Annotated in this window: 11 protein-coding genes; 6 read left to right on the top strand and 5 right to left on the bottom strand. The window is 43.4% G+C overall.

From position 1 onward, the window contains the following. Nucleotides 1–18: 18 nt before the first annotated feature. The 4 genes from ACEN82_RS14795 (at nucleotide 19) to ACEN82_RS14780 (ending at nucleotide 7,866) form a co-directional block, all read left to right on the top strand. On the top strand, nucleotides 19–957 hold the full coding sequence (locus ACEN82_RS14795) for a FecR family protein (protein ID WP_413317652.1): 939 nt from the start codon (nucleotides 19–21) through the stop codon (nucleotides 955–957). Between the two features lie 110 nt (nucleotides 958–1,067). Beyond that, nucleotides 1,068–4,421, top strand: a complete 3,354-nt coding sequence (locus ACEN82_RS14790; RefSeq protein WP_413317650.1) for a SusC/RagA family TonB-linked outer membrane protein — start codon at nucleotides 1,068–1,070, stop codon at nucleotides 4,419–4,421. A gap of 33 nt (nucleotides 4,422–4,454) precedes the next feature. Then, nucleotides 4,455–5,969, top strand: a complete 1,515-nt coding sequence (locus tag ACEN82_RS14785; RefSeq protein WP_413317648.1) for a RagB/SusD family nutrient uptake outer membrane protein — start codon at nucleotides 4,455–4,457, stop codon at nucleotides 5,967–5,969. Between the two features lie 58 nt (nucleotides 5,970–6,027). Then, nucleotides 6,028–7,866, top strand: a complete 1,839-nt coding sequence (locus ACEN82_RS14780) for an alkaline phosphatase (protein ID WP_413317646.1) — start codon at nucleotides 6,028–6,030, stop codon at nucleotides 7,864–7,866. A gap of 89 nt (nucleotides 7,867–7,955) precedes the next feature. Here the strand turns inward: ACEN82_RS14780 and ACEN82_RS14775 are convergent, their stop codons facing one another. From ACEN82_RS14775 to ACEN82_RS14765, 3 genes are read right to left on the bottom strand one after another with little or no spacing between them, the layout of a single operon-like run. Beyond that, nucleotides 7,956–8,687, bottom strand: a complete 732-nt coding sequence (locus ACEN82_RS14775; protein WP_413317644.1) for an MIP/aquaporin family protein — start codon at nucleotides 8,685–8,687, stop codon at nucleotides 7,956–7,958. Nucleotides 8,688–8,711: 24 nt separating this feature from the next. Continuing rightward, nucleotides 8,712–10,226: a glycerol kinase GlpK gene (gene glpK / locus ACEN82_RS14770; RefSeq protein WP_413317642.1), complete on the bottom strand. Its 1,515-nt coding sequence runs from the start codon at nucleotides 10,224–10,226 to the stop codon at nucleotides 8,712–8,714. A 57-nt stretch (nucleotides 10,227–10,283) separates the two neighbouring features. After that, a complete protein-coding gene (locus tag ACEN82_RS14765; RefSeq protein WP_413317640.1) occupies nucleotides 10,284–11,864 on the bottom strand; it encodes a glycerol-3-phosphate dehydrogenase/oxidase in 1,581 nt (526 codons plus the stop codon). A gap of 152 nt (nucleotides 11,865–12,016) precedes the next feature. Here ACEN82_RS14765 and ACEN82_RS14760 point away from each other — a divergent pair, with 152 nt between their 5' ends. After that, nucleotides 12,017–12,781 (top strand): DeoR/GlpR family DNA-binding transcription regulator, encoded by a 765-nt coding sequence (locus tag ACEN82_RS14760; RefSeq protein WP_413317638.1) that lies wholly within the window; start codon nucleotides 12,017–12,019, stop codon nucleotides 12,779–12,781. 17 nt (nucleotides 12,782–12,798) lie between these two features. Here ACEN82_RS14760 and ACEN82_RS14755 read toward each other — a convergent pair whose 3' ends face one another. Both ACEN82_RS14755 and ACEN82_RS14750 read right to left on the bottom strand, forming a co-directional pair. After that, nucleotides 12,799–13,983 carry a tetratricopeptide repeat protein gene (locus ACEN82_RS14755; protein WP_413317636.1) on the bottom strand — a complete coding sequence of 395 codons (1,185 nt, stop codon included), beginning with the start codon at nucleotides 13,981–13,983 and terminating at the stop codon, nucleotides 12,799–12,801. A 27-nt stretch (nucleotides 13,984–14,010) separates the two neighbouring features. Then, a complete protein-coding gene (locus ACEN82_RS14750) occupies nucleotides 14,011–15,045 on the bottom strand; it encodes a LacI family DNA-binding transcriptional regulator (protein ID WP_413317634.1) in 1,035 nt (344 codons plus the stop codon). A gap of 258 nt (nucleotides 15,046–15,303) precedes the next feature. Here ACEN82_RS14750 and ACEN82_RS14745 point away from each other — a divergent pair, with 258 nt between their 5' ends. Further along, entirely contained in the window at nucleotides 15,304–15,924 is a 621-nt protein-coding gene (locus tag ACEN82_RS14745) for an RNA polymerase sigma factor (RefSeq protein ID WP_413317632.1), read from the top strand. Nucleotides 15,925–15,954 lie beyond the last annotated feature (30 nt).

Here is a 15,954-nt window from a genome sequence, read left to right as displayed (position 1 = left end):
GTATAAAGCCCCTGTTAGGTGAATCAAAGAAAAATAAAAAAACTACTCAATAAGTTTAACGCCGGCAAATGTACCGACGAGGAATTGCAGCTTTTACAACAACTGATGCATAACCTTGACACGGATGCCAAAACCGGCGACAATGTTAAAGCCCTTAAGCAGCCGCTTTGGGAACGTATAGAAAAACAAACTATAGATAAAGGTAAAGTCCGCAGGCTAAATACCACATGGTTAAAAGTTGCCGCCGCTGTTTTGGTAGCTGTATGTGCCGGACTGTTCTACTCAAAATTAGCTACCCGTAAAAATGAGCAAATTGCTTACCAGGTAATCACTGCCCCTGAGGGCAGCATGAAACAGGTAATACTGCCAGATAGCTCAACCGTTCAGTTAAATGCGGGTACATCGTTAAAGTTCCCGGTTAGTTTTGGCGATACGAAAAGAGAAGTAACGCTGATAAATGGCGAGGCGTTTTTTGACGTGAAACATGATGTGAAGCGGCCATTTATGGTGCATGCCGCAAAAGTTATTACTCAAGTACTCGGTACATCGTTCAATATTAAATTTTATAAAGAGCTGCCCGATATACAGGTTTATGTGAACAGCGGCAAGGTTGAGGTTCATGATCAGCATCATACTTTGGGTTTTTATACCCCGAGGCAGCAGTTAATCTATAACAAACAACATGAAAGCTTTACACGCCAGGAACTAACGGCCGATCATTCACTAAGCTGGATGCATGATGAGCTGATACTGGATAATGCGTCATTTAAGGAGATCACCGTTTATCTGCAAAATCGCTACAGCGTGAATTTTAAATACAATGAAAAACGGCTGGCGCAGCAGCATTATTCGGTAAGGTTTTCAAATAAGTTGAATATCAGGCAGGTGCTGGATATACTTCAGTTTATTGATGGCCGAAAGTATAAGTTAAACGGAGATACAGTAAATATTAAATAACAATATAAAAGGAAAACCAATGCCTGCTCCAACAGGCACTGGCTCAATTAAGTGTAGCTGCCAAAACTAAAAGCCAACAGGCAGTTACTAATCACTTTAAAAACAAATGTATGGAAAAATCTTTAACCCGGATTTCAAGAAGATTAATCTCAGCAATTTTGTTGCTGGTAACAACCCTGACGGCAGTATTGCCCTCACGCGCCTTCGCCGAGCGTAGTGTATCGCTGATGGATCAGCCGGTAACCGTAAAGTTTGCCGATGAAACCATGGACGCCTCGCTCGAGAAACTCAAAAAAGCGGTAAATACCGTTGCATTTAACTACAAGATGGATGATGTGGCCGCGGTAAAAGTAAAGGCAAATTCATTTGTTAACAAACCATTAAAAGATGTGCTTAACGCTTTAACTGCCAATACGCAATTGGAGTACCGCGAAAAGTACGGCACTATTATCATCTCGCACAAAAAGGTGGTACGTGCACCCGAAAAAATTACGGTGACCGGAACAGTGACCGATAAAGACGGTCCGCTGGCCGGCGTGGCTGTACGCAGCAAAACTTCAACTGCCGCCACTTCAACCGATGTTAATGGTAATTTTAAAATTACTGTTGAAAAGGGCGAGGTGCTGGTTTTTAGCTTTATCGGCTACAAAAGCCGCGAAGTTACCGCCGGTCAATCGCCGCTTAGCATTACTTTGGAGGCCGACGTTACGGGTTTAAACGCCGTAGTAGTGGTAGGTTACGGTACTCAAAAAAATACCGATGTAACCGGTTCGGTAGGTTCGTTAAAAGTTAGTAATGTTAAAGATCGTTCGGTAGGCTCGGTGACCGAAATGTTGCAGGGACAAATTGCAGGTGTTACTGTACTAAACGAGGGCGGCGATCCAACTTCGGGCCCAAGCATCCGCTTGCGTGGTCAAAGCTCTTTCAATAATGAAGGTCCGTTGATGGTTGTTGACGGTACCATTTATAACGGCGGCCCGATCGATCCTTCGGACATCGAATCTATCGACGTATTGAAAGATTCATATGCTGCCATCTATGGTGCTAAAGCTGCCGGCGGTGTAATTTTGATCACTACCAAACGCGGTAAACAAGGTAAAACCAACCTTGACATTACCGCAAAAGGCGGCGTACAAAACGCCTTGAAAATATTACAGGCCTTAAACGCTGCTGATTATGCAGATGCTATAAATACTGCTTATGATAACGCAGGCAAAACCCGTTTGCCAGCTTTTGACGCCACTGTAAACCCTGATTCGCGTGTAACCCGTACCAACTGGACAGATGCCTTGTTCAGAACAGGCTACATACAGGATTATAACCTGAATATCAGCGGCGGTAGCGAAAAATCTACTTTTTATATTTCGGGAGGGTATCGTAAAAATGATGCGATTCTGTTAAATACCAATGCTATCCGCTATAACTTTCGAGTAAACTCCGATCATCAGATCAATAACTGGTTAAAGATTGGCGAAAGTTTCTCTTATTCATATAACAACGGTCAGGGTGCTAATACTACAAGCGCTTACACTGGTGCTATCTTATCGGCTATATTTTATCCGCCAAACGCTTCTATTTACAATGCCGATGGCAGCTTTGGTGGCGTACCCGCCCAATACGCAGGTTCATATGGCGACGTTATCAACCCGGTTGCTTACTTAAAGCGCCTGGATAACAGTGATGCTGTAAATAGCTTTAACGTGAACCCCTATGTAGAAGTAAGCCTGATCAAAGGTTTGAAATTTCGCTCAAACCTGGGCATAACCAAAAATTCTGAAACTATCAAAAACTTCAGCACACGAGTGCTGGAGCCCGGTAAAAAGTTTTTTGATAACTTCCTTTTCCAGGAGCAAAACAATACACGCACTATCCTGGCCGAGCAGACTTTAAACTTCGACAGGACTTTTGGTAATCATCACGTAAGTGCTTTGGCAGGTTATACTTATCAGAATGATACCCAGGAGTTTTTCAGCGTTAACACAGATAACTACCTGAGCGAAGATCCTGCTTATCGTTATATTATCAACGGTAGTCTTAATCCAACAGGCGTACCGCTACAAGGCAACAAGAACGAATCTGCTTTGATCTCATATCTGGGCAGGATCGGTTATGATTATGCAGGCAAATACTTTATCAACGGTATCATCCGTCGTGATGCTACTTCATTGTTAACAAGTAAAAACCGCACCGAGGTTTATCCTGGTGTATCTGCAGGCTGGTTAATCAGTAAAGAATCATTTTTTCCTACCGATGCATTGGTGTCATTTGCTAAGTTAAGGGCAAGTTATGGCCAGTCAGGTAACCTTGCAGGTTTGCCAAGCTTCCCTACTTCAGTTTCTTTAAGTAAAACCGCAGGTTATTTAGGCAATCCGGCTACAGCTATTACTGGTTCGGCTGTTGATGGTTTGGCCAACCTTAATCTTAAATGGGAAAAAGCTACGCAAACCGATATCGGTGTTGATTTAGGCCTGATGAATGGTAAGATCAATGTTACTGCCGATGTGTTTCAGAAAAGAAATACCCGCTTCCTCTTCCAGCCTCCGGTTGCAGCGGTTTATGGTGTGTCAAATCCTCCGTTTGTTAACGGTGGTCAGATCACAAACAGAGGTATTGAGTTGGCGGTTAAATACCAGGGAAGCGTTGGTGAATTCCATTATAATTTAGCAGCTAACGGATCATACATCAAAAACAAAATTGATAACATACTTCCAGGTCAGCAAACCATCCTTTCTGGTCCAACTGTAAGGGATAACCTGGTGCCTGTATGGTTACAACAGGGGTATTCTTTGTATTCGTTCTTTGGATACAAAACCGCTGGCTTATTCCAATCGCAGGATGAGGTAAATAATTATAAAGGATCTTCGGGTACGCTTATTCAACCAAATGCAAAACCAGGCGATATCAAATTCCAGGATCTTAATAATGACGGTAAAATAACCGAGGCCGACAAAACTTACCTGGGTACACCTTTCCCTAAAATTAGCTATGGTTTTACGGCAAACTTTAACTACGGCCCGTTTGATATGAGCGTGTTTTTGCAAGGTGTAGCAGGTAATAAACTTTTCAATGCTGTTAAATACACAGGTTTAAATGCATCTATCCAAAACTATAACCTGCTGGCCGACGCTAAAAATGCCTGGACACCAACCCATACCAACACCAATATCCCGCGCTTATCTGCAAGTGATGCAAACGGCAACTTTGGTAACGTATCTGACTTTTATGTTGAGAACGGTTCATACATGCGTATCAAAAACGTAACGCTTGGTTACACACTGCCAAAAGCGCTGATGACTAAAATTGGTGTACGCAGCGCCCGCATTTTTGCCAATGCACAAAACCTGGTCACATTTACCAAATACACAGGTCTTGATCCGGAAGTGGGCATCAACCAAAACGGTGTTGATTTAGGCTTGTACCCACAGGCAAGGATTATTTTAATAGGTGTTAACGTAGGCTTATAATTAATCAGGAACCACAATTAAGAAGATACAGAGATGAAATTCAAAAATATAATTAGCAAAGGCTTAATGGGGGTAATGGTTATTGCATTGGCCCAAAGCTGCAAAAAAGGCACTTTAGATAATATTAAACCAACCGGTACGCCAACCAGTACCAACTTCTGGAAAACAGCTGCTGATGCCCAGGCAGCCGCCAATGGGTTATATGAAAAACAAAGCAACAGCGAAGACCTTTATGGCCGCGGTTTCTTTTGGTTCATTAACGCCAGCGATGATATGGTTGTTGGCCGTACATCTGCCGACAGGGAAAATATCAAAAACTTTATCTGTACCGGTAACGAGAGTAGTATTTACGCGCCATGGCAACTGCATTTTGTAGTGATGAAACGTGCTAATGACGTGATCAACAATGTGCCGAACATTAACATGGATGCGGCTACCAAAAACTTTATTTTGGGCCAGGCTTACTTTATCCACGCTGTAATGCACCTGGAAATTGCCGATCTATACGGATCAGACAAACAAGGCGCTCCTTTGCAAAATCGCGCTAATCCGTTAGCGTTCCCGGCGCAATTGCCTTCAGTTAAAGATAACTACGCTTATATCGAGGCTGATTTGAAAAAGGCAGCTTCTTTATTGCCTTATTTCGATAAACTGGCTGCTGCCGATAAAGGCCGTGCTCATAAAACTGCTGCTTATGCTTATTTGGCTAAAACTTACCTGCATGCTAAGGATTACGCTAATGCCGAAAAATATGCCGACTCGGTTATCCTCAGCGGAAAACATGCTTTGCTAAGCAATTACGCCGATGTATTCAAAATCGCTAATAACTACAGCTCTGAGTATATCTGGTCGGTTGCAAGTAACCTGAATGGCCAGAGTATTTTGCCTGGTGCAATGCTGGAGAACAAAGGCTGGGGTTTATATAACGGCTTCGGTTATTATCAGCCTACCAAAGAGCTTGTTGATGAGTTTGAAGCAGGCGATAAAAGGCTTCCGGCTACTATCCTGCAAAAAGGCGATAGCTTCCAGTATTTCGGTCAAACTTATACTTACCCAATTGGTGGTAAAAGCAATAGCTTAACCGGTTACCAGTTTAATAAATACATGGAACCGTTTAGCTATGCAGGTGGTATTCACGTAAGCCCTAACGGCGATGAGCCATCTACAGATTTAAACGTGCCGTTGTTGCGTTATGCCGAGATCTTGCTGATTAAAGCCGAAGCGCAGATCATGCAGGGCAAAAACGGTGATGCCGCGCTTAACCAGGTGCGTGTACGTGCAGGATTGCCCCCGATTACTAATGCCACAATGGCAAACCTCAAACACGAACGCCGCGTTGAATTGGCGGGTGAGTGGAGCGATCGCAATTTCGACCTGGTACGCTGGGGCGATGCGCAGGCAATTTACGCAAAACCGTTACATGGTTCAGATGGCTCAATTGTATGGAAAGCTCGTAACTTTGACCCGGCAAGGGATAACGTTTGGCCAATTCCGCCAAAAGATATCCAGATAAGCCAGGGCCAGCTGAAACAGAATGCCGGCTGGTAATTGACATATTGAAACTTACAAAACCGGGCACAGCCCGGTTTTGCTATATCTATACCAAATGAAAAAAAGTACTACCCTAATTACGCTGGCGGCGCTGCTGGCAAACGTTGGTTTAACGGCCAATGCGCAGGTTAAAAACTACACTGTAGCCGACGCGCATTCCCACAACGATTACAAAAACAACATCCCTTTTTACCGCGCTTATGAAAAAGGTTTCGGTTCTATCGAGGCCGACTGTTATGCCGTTAACGGGCAGTTGATGGTGGCACACGATAAAAAGGAGATTGACGCTAAGCGGTCGTTAAAGATCTTGTACATCGATCCGCTGATTGAAAAATTTAAACGCGACCCACAGCGCCATCTAAGGCTGCTTATCGAAATTAAGGAAGATCATAAGGCGGTATTGCCCTTGGTGATCAAAGAACTGAAACCGTTAGAACAGTATTTTGATTATGAAGATCACCCGGGCAGGTTATCAATAGTAATGACCGGCGCGGTACCCCCTGCGGCAGAGATGACCAATTATCCGGCCTGGATCTCGTTTGATGTTGACCATATGAACGGCTTTACACCGGCGCAATGGAAAAAGATTGGCATGGTAAGCTTTCCGTTTGGCAAATACATGCACTGGAACGGTAAAGGTGTATTGAATAACGAAGAGATCGCGAGGATAAAAGCGGGGATCGATAGCGTACATAACTCCGGTAAAAAGGTGCGTTTTTGGGAAACTCCCGATACCAAAAGCAGTTGGCTGGCGCTGATCCGTTTAGGCGTTGATGTAATTGGGACTGATAAAATAGAAGAGCTTGGCGATTTTCTTAATAAAAAGCCAACAAGCGAATACACCGCGCCGCAGCCATATACTATTTATAAACCGACTTACAAATCGGACGGAGCGGTTAAGAAAGTTAAAAACATCATTTTGTGTATCGGCGATGGCATGGGCTTATCGCAGATCTATTCAACCTATACCGCCAACCGCGGCCAGTTGAATATTTTCCAGATGCTGAACATTGGCTTTTCAGTAACTAATTCTGCCGATGCTTATATCACTGATTCGGCTGCAGGAGCCACCGCTTTTGCATCAGGCCAAAAAACTAACGACAGGGCAATAGGCGTTGATCCTTCAGGTGAACCGTTAAAATCATTAGCTGACTATAGTGCCGAGGCAGGCAAAAAGACTGCTGATATTGTTGCCTGCGAATTGACAGACGCAACTCCGGCGGCATTCTATGCGCATGATTCGGAACGGAGCCACTCTACGGCCATTGCCAATCAAATTACTTCATCGCCTATTGATATTTTTCTGGGCTCGGGATACAAAGATTTTATCTGGCCGGTTAATGGTGAAAGTCCTGTTGATAAAATGAAAAAGAGGGGATACACGGTGATCCGCAACTTTGATGAGTTTTTGAATAGCTCGGCGCCTAAGATCCTGGGTTTGATGGATGATAGCGTAACTCGCCCGAAAATGGAAGGTAGGGGGAATTATCTGCCGCTGGCATTCAATAAAGTAACCCAAACGTTCAAAAATGCTCCTAATGGTTTCTTTATGATGATTGAGGGCTCGCAGATTGACCATGGCGGTCACGCTAATAACCTGAAACAGGTGATCACCGAAAATAGCGATTTTGATCGTGTAGTTGGCGATGCCCTGAAGTTTGCTGATGAAGATGGCGAAACCCTGGTAATTGTAACCGCCGATCATGAAACAGGCGGCTTAACCCTGCTTGATGGCAGTATCAACAACGGTTATGTATGGGGCGATTTTAGCACCAATGATCATACCGGTACCCCGGTTCCGGTTTTTAGCTATGGCTCGCATTCTCTGGATTTCAGAGGAGTTTACAGCAATACCGAGATCTTTAACAAGATTAAGTCGTTGTTGCAGTACTAGCACATTGATGGCTGCATTAGCTTAACAGAGCTTTTAAAGCCTAACGAAGCCTTTAAAACTTCGTTAGGCTAATGCTGTTTTGATGAGATTTATAGCTTAATTGAAAGATACAATACAGCGGCCATGGAAGCCCCAACCAATGGGCCGATAATAGGGATCCACGCATAGGCCCAATCGCTCGTTCCTTTGCCTTTTATCGGTAATAGCATATGCATAAAGCGCGGCCCAAGATCACGGGCCGGGTTGATAGCATAGCCGGTTGTGCCTCCTAATGATAACCCGATCACCCAAACCAGTAATGCTACCGGGATAGCGCCTACTGAACCCAGACCAATAGGGGTTTTAGCAGGCGTGATTTCGGCACCGGCTATGTAGAAAATGGTGAAGAGCAGTACAAAAGCACCTATTACCTCGCTGGCGATGTTTGATATGTAATTGCGTACGGCAGGACCGGTACAAAACACGGCCAATATAGAAGCCGGATCATTTGTGCGTTTAAAATGATCGTAATACATTACCCAAACTAAAAAGGCGCCGATACAAGCGCCCGCAAACTGTGCGATAATGTAAGGCACAACGTTTGCCCAGGCAAACTTACCCGCAATAGCGAGGGCTATGGTTACGGCAGGGTTAAGGTGCGCGCCGCTGTACGGGCCTGCAACAACTACTCCTACAAAAACGGCTAATCCCCAGGCAGTGGTAATCACTATCCATCCGCTGTTGTTTCCTTTGGTATCTTTTAAAACTACGTTGGCTACTACACCATCACCCAATAATATCAGGAGCATGGTGCCTATCAGTTCGGCTACAAATGGAGACATGTTAAAATATTTAAAAGATGGATATTAAATAACTGTTACAGGATGCCCGGAATTTGACCAGCATTGAGCAGTGCTTACCGCACGTTTCCAACCTGCTATGCCGGTTTTTACTTCGTCAAGATCGTCAGCCGGAGTAAATTCGGCTTCGGCGGCCCACAAGTGCTGAATTTCGGCTATGTCTTTCCAATAACCTACTGCCAGCCCGGCCATATAGGCTACACCAAGTGCGGTGGTTTCGGTAACTTCTGGTCGGATAACCTTGCAGTTCAATACATCCGATTGAAATTGCATCAGCAGGTTATTGGCTGTTGCGCCACCATCAACTCGTAACTCTTTTATTTCCATGCCTGCGTCGGCCTCCATAGCTTTAAGCACATCCATGGTTTGGTAGGCTATTGATGCCAGTGCAGCCCTTGAAATATGAGCGGCTGTAGCACCACGGGTTAAGCCAACTATTGCGCCACGCACTTCCGGGTCCCAGTAGGGAGCGCCCAGGCCAGCAAATGCCGGTACAAAATAAACGCCTGCGGTATCTTTTACCGAAGTAGCCAGTTTCTCAACATCTGCCGAAGTTTTGATAATGCCCAGGCCATCGCGCAGCCATTGTACTACCGCACCGCCTATAAAAATGCTGCCTTCAAAAGCATAGGTGATTTCGCCGTTTATTTTCCAGGCGATGGTGGTAAGCAGATTGTTTTTTGATTTGATAAACTCATGCCCGATATTCATCAGCATAAAACAGCCTGTGCCATAGGTGTTTTTAACCATAGCTTTATCAATACACATTTGTCCGAATAAAGCCGCATGCTGATCTCCTGCTATGCCTGCTATCGGGATCCGTTGTGCAAACAAATTATTGGCTGTTTGTCCATATAGCTCGCTTGATTGTTTTACTTCGGGCAAGATACTTTTGGGGATATTGAACAGTTGAAGCAACTCCTCGTCCCATTGTTGTGTGCGGATGTTGAACAGAATTGTACGGCCGGCATTGGTTACATCGGTAGCGTGAACTTCGCTGCGGGTTAACTGCCAGATGAGCCAGCTGTCAACCGTGCCAAAGGCCAGTTCACCGGCTTCGGCCTGTGCCCTGGCACCTTCAACATTGTCCAGGAGCCATTTTATTTTTGAGCCGGAAAAGTAAGCATCTATTACCAGGCCGGTTTTATCGCGGATCATTTCGCTATGACCGTTTTGCTTTAGTTCATCGCAAAAGGCGGCGGTACGCCTGTCCTGCCAAACAATGGCGTTATGAATTGGTTCGCCGGTTTTGCGGTTCCAAACTATGGTGGTTTCGCGCTGATTAGTTATACCTATGGCTTTAATATTGCCGCCACCCAAGCCTGCTTTTGCAATAGCTTCTGCGGCAACCCCAATCTGGCCTGCCCAAATCTCATTAGGGTCGTGTTCAACCCAGCCGGGCTTAGGAAAGTATTGCTTAAATTCTTTTTGTGCCGAAGCAATAATTTTACCTGTATGATCAAAAACTATTGCCCGCGAACTGGTAGTGCCCTGGTCTAGCGCTAAAATATATTCCTGCATAATTTGGTTTGGTTTACCTTGGTTTATTTATTGAATATCACATTAAATTTGCTCATTTTAATGTGGTGTTAGTATATAATTTTTTGCTGTTTCGTTAAATGCATTAATCTGTGCGGCTTCCCATGCTGCATCTTTTCCCAACTCAGCGGCCATAAGGTGTGCTACTTCGGCAGTCATTTCGGTAGCTAAGCGGGCATCTAAAAATAGTACACGGGTACGGCGCGCCAGGATATCCTCAACAGTACGCGCCATTTCATTCCTTACCGACCAGATTACCTCAGCCTTAGTATACCTATCTTTAGGGTGAACCGGGTTTCCCCAATCCGGGTTTTCATTTTGCAGTGCTACAATCTTTTCAATGTCGGCACCATAAACAAACATAGGGTTGGTACGGTCGGGGTTAGGGCGACTGCCATGGATAGATAATGAAGCAGTTTTACAGGGCTCGTTTTTAAGCCCGCCAACCTCAATAGCCTTATCAACAATATCTTCGGCCATTTTGCGATAGGTAGTCCACTTACCGCCGGTTATGGTAATTAAGCCGGACGCGGAAACGATTAATTTATGGCTTCGGGAAATTTCCTTTGTTTTTGATGATCCATCTTGTGGGGCGGCAAGCGGTCGTAAACCCGCAAATACACTTAATACATCGGCACGGGTAGGGGCTTTGGTGAGGTATTTGCCCGCGGTTCGTAGTATAAATTCCACTTCTTCGTCCAGTGCCACCGGCTCAAGGCTGTGCGAGTTGATTAGGGTATCTGTAGTGCCTATCAATAATTTCTCATGCCAGGGAACTGCAAAAAGTACGCGCCCATCTTCCGTTTTAGGGATCATCAGGGCATCATCCGTCGGTAAAAACGAACGGTCGAGAACAAGGTGTACGCCCTGGCTTGGCCTAACCATCGGTTTTTTCTCCGGCGTATCCATTTTTAGTACCTCGTCAACAAATACGCCGGTAGCATTGATCACTGTTTTGGCTTTTAATTGATAACTGGTGCCGGTTTCAATGTCGGTAGATCTAACGCCTGTAATTTTATCATCCGTGGTTTTGATTAATCCGGTTACTTTAAAGTAATTCAATAAAGTTGCACCTTGTTCAATGGCGGTTTGCGCCAGGTTAATTGCCAGCCGCGAATCGTCAAATTGCCCGTCGTGATAAACCACCCCGCCATGAAGCCCTTTTTCTCGTATTCCCGGCAGTCGTTTAGTGGTTTCTTTTTTGGAAATGTGTTTTGCCCGGCCAAAGCTTAGTTTGCCGGCCAGCAGGTCATAAATACTGAGTCCGATGGTATAAAAGACACCGTCCCACCAGCTATAATTGGGAATAATGAAGCTTTCGTTTTTTACAAGGTGTGGTGCGTTTTGTAATAATAATCCCCGTTCGCGCAAGGCTTCACGAACAAGGCCTATATCTCCCTGTGCCAAATAGCGTACCCCGCCATGAACCAGTTTGGTGGCGCGGCTTGAAGTTCCCTTGGCAAAATCGGCTTGTTCCAGTAATAATGCAGAGAAGCCACGCGACGCTGCATCGACAGCCGCGCCAAGCCCTGTAGCTCCGCCACCTATGATGATCAGATCCCAGATCTTTTCGGTATCGTTAAGGTGGCTAAGATTCGCTTCTCTTGTAAATGAGTTCATTTCATTTCGATATTTATTCAAATATATAAAATCGAAATAAAAACAAAACTAAATGAAATTAAAAATAATTTTATTTAGTTACATTTGACTAACAAGGAGCGCAGCAAGCTTTATAAACATTACAATTAATTTTTCTTTTTAATTTAGCGATTATGAGTAAAAACACCGACCGGCATAAGTTTATCCTGCAAAAAGTTGAGACAGACGGCTTTGTGAACGTGCAGGACCTGAGCAACCAGTTAAGTGTTTCGGAAGTTACCATCCGAAAGGACCTGAAACTTTTGGAAGATAAAAACCTACTTTTCAGAACGCATGGTGGTGCAAGCAAAACAAACCCTTATGCCAATGACAGGCCGGTAGCCGAAAAGGAGAAGCTGAATGGTCCCGAAAAGAGAAAAATTGCCGCAGAAGCCGCGGTAAGGATAGAAGCGAATGACTCAGTGATTATAGCTTCGGGAACCACGATGCTTGCCCTTGCCCGTGCTATGCAGCCAAACAGGCATCTTACGGTAGTTACCGCGGCTTTGCCGGTAGCGCTCGAGCTTCTACAGCATCCGCAGGTTGATATTGTTCAATTGGGCGGGCAAATGCGAAGTACCTCCTCATCGGTAACAGGCAATTATGCCGAACTGATGCTGGACGATATGTTATGCGGTGTATTGTTTTTAGGTGTAGATGGTATCGACCCGGAAATAGGGCTGACTACTACTAATTTATCCGAAGCCCGGCTTAACCAGAAAATGATCAATGCGGCCCAAACTACCATTGTATTGGCCGATAGTACCAAATTTGGTAAGCGGGGCCTGGCAAAAATTTGCGCGCTTGATCAAATCAACGAGATCATTACCGATAGTGGTATAAGCCCGGCAATGCTCAATATGCTGGAAGAAAAGGGGGTGAAGGTAACGGTGGTTTAATGGTATATAGTTAGAAGTCAATTAATCTGCTTTATTAATTGCAGTACTTCGTCTCCATATTTTTCTGTATAGCCAAATTTTAATGCAAAGTCAAAGTTTTGTAAGGCATCTTCGTTGTTGCCTTGTTCCATTAAAATGATCCCTTTGTTTTTATAAGCGTAAGCATTACCCTTATGTAATGCTAAGGATTTATCGATGAGTGCCATGGCACCGTTTACATCCCCAAGTTTAAATTTTGAAAAGCCAAGGTTATTCAACGTAAAAGAAGCAGTAGCATCCATGGCGATGGCTTTTTCAAAGAAAGGAATAGATTCTGTGTATTGTTCTTGTTTTGAAAGATTGAAACCCTTATGGTTTAAAAGCTCCTTGTCATCGGGATTCATGGCGAGCAATTTATCAAGGATAATTGCAGATTTATCGTGGCTGCCAATTATATCATAGATATAGGCTTTTGTGACTTCATAATTAATATTATCCGAATCAGGTCTGTTTTCAATTAGTTCGTCTATTAACTTTAATGCCGATTGGTAATCACCTGATTTGTATTTCCCACAGGCTATCAAATCTTTAAGATACAAGTCATCCGGGGACAGGCTTAAACCTGTCTCACAAATTTTAATCACATCTTCAAACTGATAATAGTAATAAAGAGCGACCGCAGTCTCATAAATCTGCTGTGTTTTTTTAATCTTTTTTCCGGTTATTTCGAGTAAGAAAATCTCAACCTTGTTATATGTTTTGGCTCGAATGACATCGAAAGGGGCGGAGAATTTTTTAATTTTCTTTTTGAAATAGTCTTCGGTTATATCTTCAATTAAAATACCTGCTCTCTCAACTGGCCCTGTTATTGTTTTATCTTCAAAACTGAGGATAGCCAGCAGCAAATGGATACTGTTTATTGACCGTTGTTCATTTATTCTGGCAATAGTGTACGCGTGCTTTACTGTACGTTCAGCCCAAACCGTTAATGCGAAGTCATCTTTTATTGTTTGAGTGCCATTAGCCGGATATAAGTCTCTTATCTGTTTATCTAAAACCTCTGCATCAATGGCCTGTAAGTATTTACCCGCTAAACATGTCTCTTTCAATATCGCCAAAAACAAATGGACACAATCAATAAAGCCGTGTTTCATCTCCAAGGCTAAAAGTCTGGATCTTGCTGCTATTATGGTAAAATCATCTTTGGGCTTTGAATATGGCATTATTGGGTTTGTTAACCGAAGCTAATTTTAAACTATACCTTTCGCTGAAGATGACCTCACAATCAATTGCGTATCCACTTTCTCAGTCGTAAACTCTTCAATAGGCCATTTGCTTTCTATTGTTTTAATAAGCATTTCTGTAGCCATTTGCCCAATCTGGAAGGCAGGCTGGCGAACCACAGTTAACGGCGGATCAAACAGGTCAACAACATCTGAGTTGGTGAAGCCGGCTATCGCGATATCTCCCGGAACTTTTAAGCCCCATTTTTTTAATATCGATATACTGCTGATGGTAAGCCTGTCGCTGCCGCTAAAAATAGCCTCGGGCTTGTCATCCAATGCCAGCAATTCTTTCAGCACAAGCTCCACTTCGTCGTGGATCATGCCGCCATGGTTGCAATGTTTAAGGTATTCGGGCCTGAACTCGATGCCATGTTTATCAAGTGCCGCCTTGTAGCCTTCAAAGCGCTCGTGGCTTATGAGCAGGTTATTTGAGTTGGTAAGGTGCGCTATTTTGGTAAAACCTGAGTTAATCAAAGCTTCGGTGCCATTAAACGAGCCCTGGAAATTATTGGCTATTACCTTGTGGGTGTTCAGATCGGGCGCTGCCCTGTCAAAAAATACGATAGGAAAGCCTTTATCCAGCAGGTATTTATATTGAGATGTATCGGTTGTTTGAGCCGATAATGACACCAATAAGCCATCTACATGTCGCGATAGCAGGTGTTTTACATTGGCGCTTTCCCTGTCAAATGATTCATGTGTTTGGGTGATGATAACGTGGTATCCCCGGTTATACGCTATGGATTCGATGCCGTTAATAGCCTGCGAAAAATAGTCATTAGCCACCTCGCAAACCACCACGCCTATAGAATGGCTTTTTTGTTCTTTAAGGCTTAAAGCAATAGGGTTAGGCCGGTAGTTGATTTTTTCAGCGTACTCAAGGACAAGCTTTTTGGTTTCGGTGCCTATTTCGTAACTTCCGTTCAGCGCCCTTGATACCGTTGATGTTGACACACCTAAAGCCTTGGCAATATCCTTAATAGTAACTGATTCAAACATAATTTAGCGTGGCGATCGGTTTTTAAATATCAGGAAATATTTGATACGGGCTAAGTTATTTTAAAAATTGAAATATTTGAGTGTTTTCCATTGTCAAAAGGGTGTGGCTTTTTGGCGATGATTTCTTCAATTCCGGCAAAAGCAATTTTATATCAATTTAATTGTATTATTGATTTTTAATTAGGTGTAAAATTATTGTTATAATTATTACATTGTACCTGATTTCAATTGTAAAACGTTTTGTCCCCTGGTTAAGCTATGTCTCACGAACAAATTGTTCATGACGATCATAATACTGCTGTCTGGCTTGCTTTTAAAGAAGGCAATTGGGAAGCCTACACGCAACTGTATAATCAGTATTTTAAAATCCTCAATAATTACGGGCATAAATTTACCAGGGACGTTAACGTAATTGAAGATGCCATACATGATCTTTTTATCAGACTTTGGACAAACAGGGCAGGGCTTGGCAATCCAGCTTCAGTAAAAAACTACCTCTTCAAATCATTGCGCAGCATTATTTTTCGTAAGCTGCAATCAAGATCGCGCTTTGTTGATATTGAGGATGAAGCTGAACATAACTTTCCTTTTGAAATTTCATTCGACCAGCAGCTCATGGCCGATGAGGAAGAACAGGAATTACAAAAGAAGATTAAATTTCATGTAAAAGCTTTGCCTGCACGGCAGCAGGAAATTATATACCTGCGTTTTTATGAGGGTTTAGGTTATGATGAAATTGCCGATATTATGGAAATAAACATCAGTTCGGCCTATAAACTGATCTATAAAGCATTCGATAACCTCCAGGATGTGCTAAAAACTTCAAAATTGGCTATTGTTTTAGCCCTGTATTCGTGCTTCTGCATAAATAATCATTAAAAAATAAATTTTTTTTCAGTTTGTAGGGAT

The organism is Mucilaginibacter sp. Mucisp73, assembly GCF_059491465.1.
The sequence above is the reverse complement of the archived record's forward strand: the minus strand, read 5'-3'. Positions and strand labels throughout refer to the sequence as shown.

Bases quoted from the DNA above. Each gene is read 5' to 3' on its own strand.
- ACEN82_RS14790 (WP_413317650.1), top strand. From the start codon at position 1,068: ATGGAAAAATCTTTAACCCGGATTTCAAGAAGATTAATCTCAGCAATT.
- ACEN82_RS14785 (WP_413317648.1), top strand. From the start codon at position 4,455: ATGAAATTCAAAAATATAATTAGCAAAGGCTTAATGGGGGTAATGGTT.
- ACEN82_RS14780 (WP_413317646.1), top strand. From the start codon at position 6,028: ATGAAAAAAAGTACTACCCTAATTACGCTGGCGGCGCTGCTGGCAAAC.
- ACEN82_RS14775 (WP_413317644.1), bottom strand. From the start codon at position 8,687: ATGTCTCCATTTGTAGCCGAACTGATAGGCACCATGCTCCTGATATTA.
- glpK (WP_413317642.1), bottom strand. From the start codon at position 10,226: ATGCAGGAATATATTTTAGCGCTAGACCAGGGCACTACCAGTTCGCGG.
- ACEN82_RS14765 (WP_413317640.1), bottom strand. From the start codon at position 11,864: ATGAACTCATTTACAAGAGAAGCGAATCTTAGCCACCTTAACGATACC.
- ACEN82_RS14760 (WP_413317638.1), top strand. From the start codon at position 12,017: ATGAGTAAAAACACCGACCGGCATAAGTTTATCCTGCAAAAAGTTGAG.
- ACEN82_RS14755 (WP_413317636.1), bottom strand. From the start codon at position 13,983: ATGCCATATTCAAAGCCCAAAGATGATTTTACCATAATAGCAGCAAGA.
- ACEN82_RS14750 (WP_413317634.1), bottom strand. From the start codon at position 15,045: ATGTTTGAATCAGTTACTATTAAGGATATTGCCAAGGCTTTAGGTGTG.
- ACEN82_RS14745 (WP_413317632.1), top strand. From the start codon at position 15,304: ATGTCTCACGAACAAATTGTTCATGACGATCATAATACTGCTGTCTGG.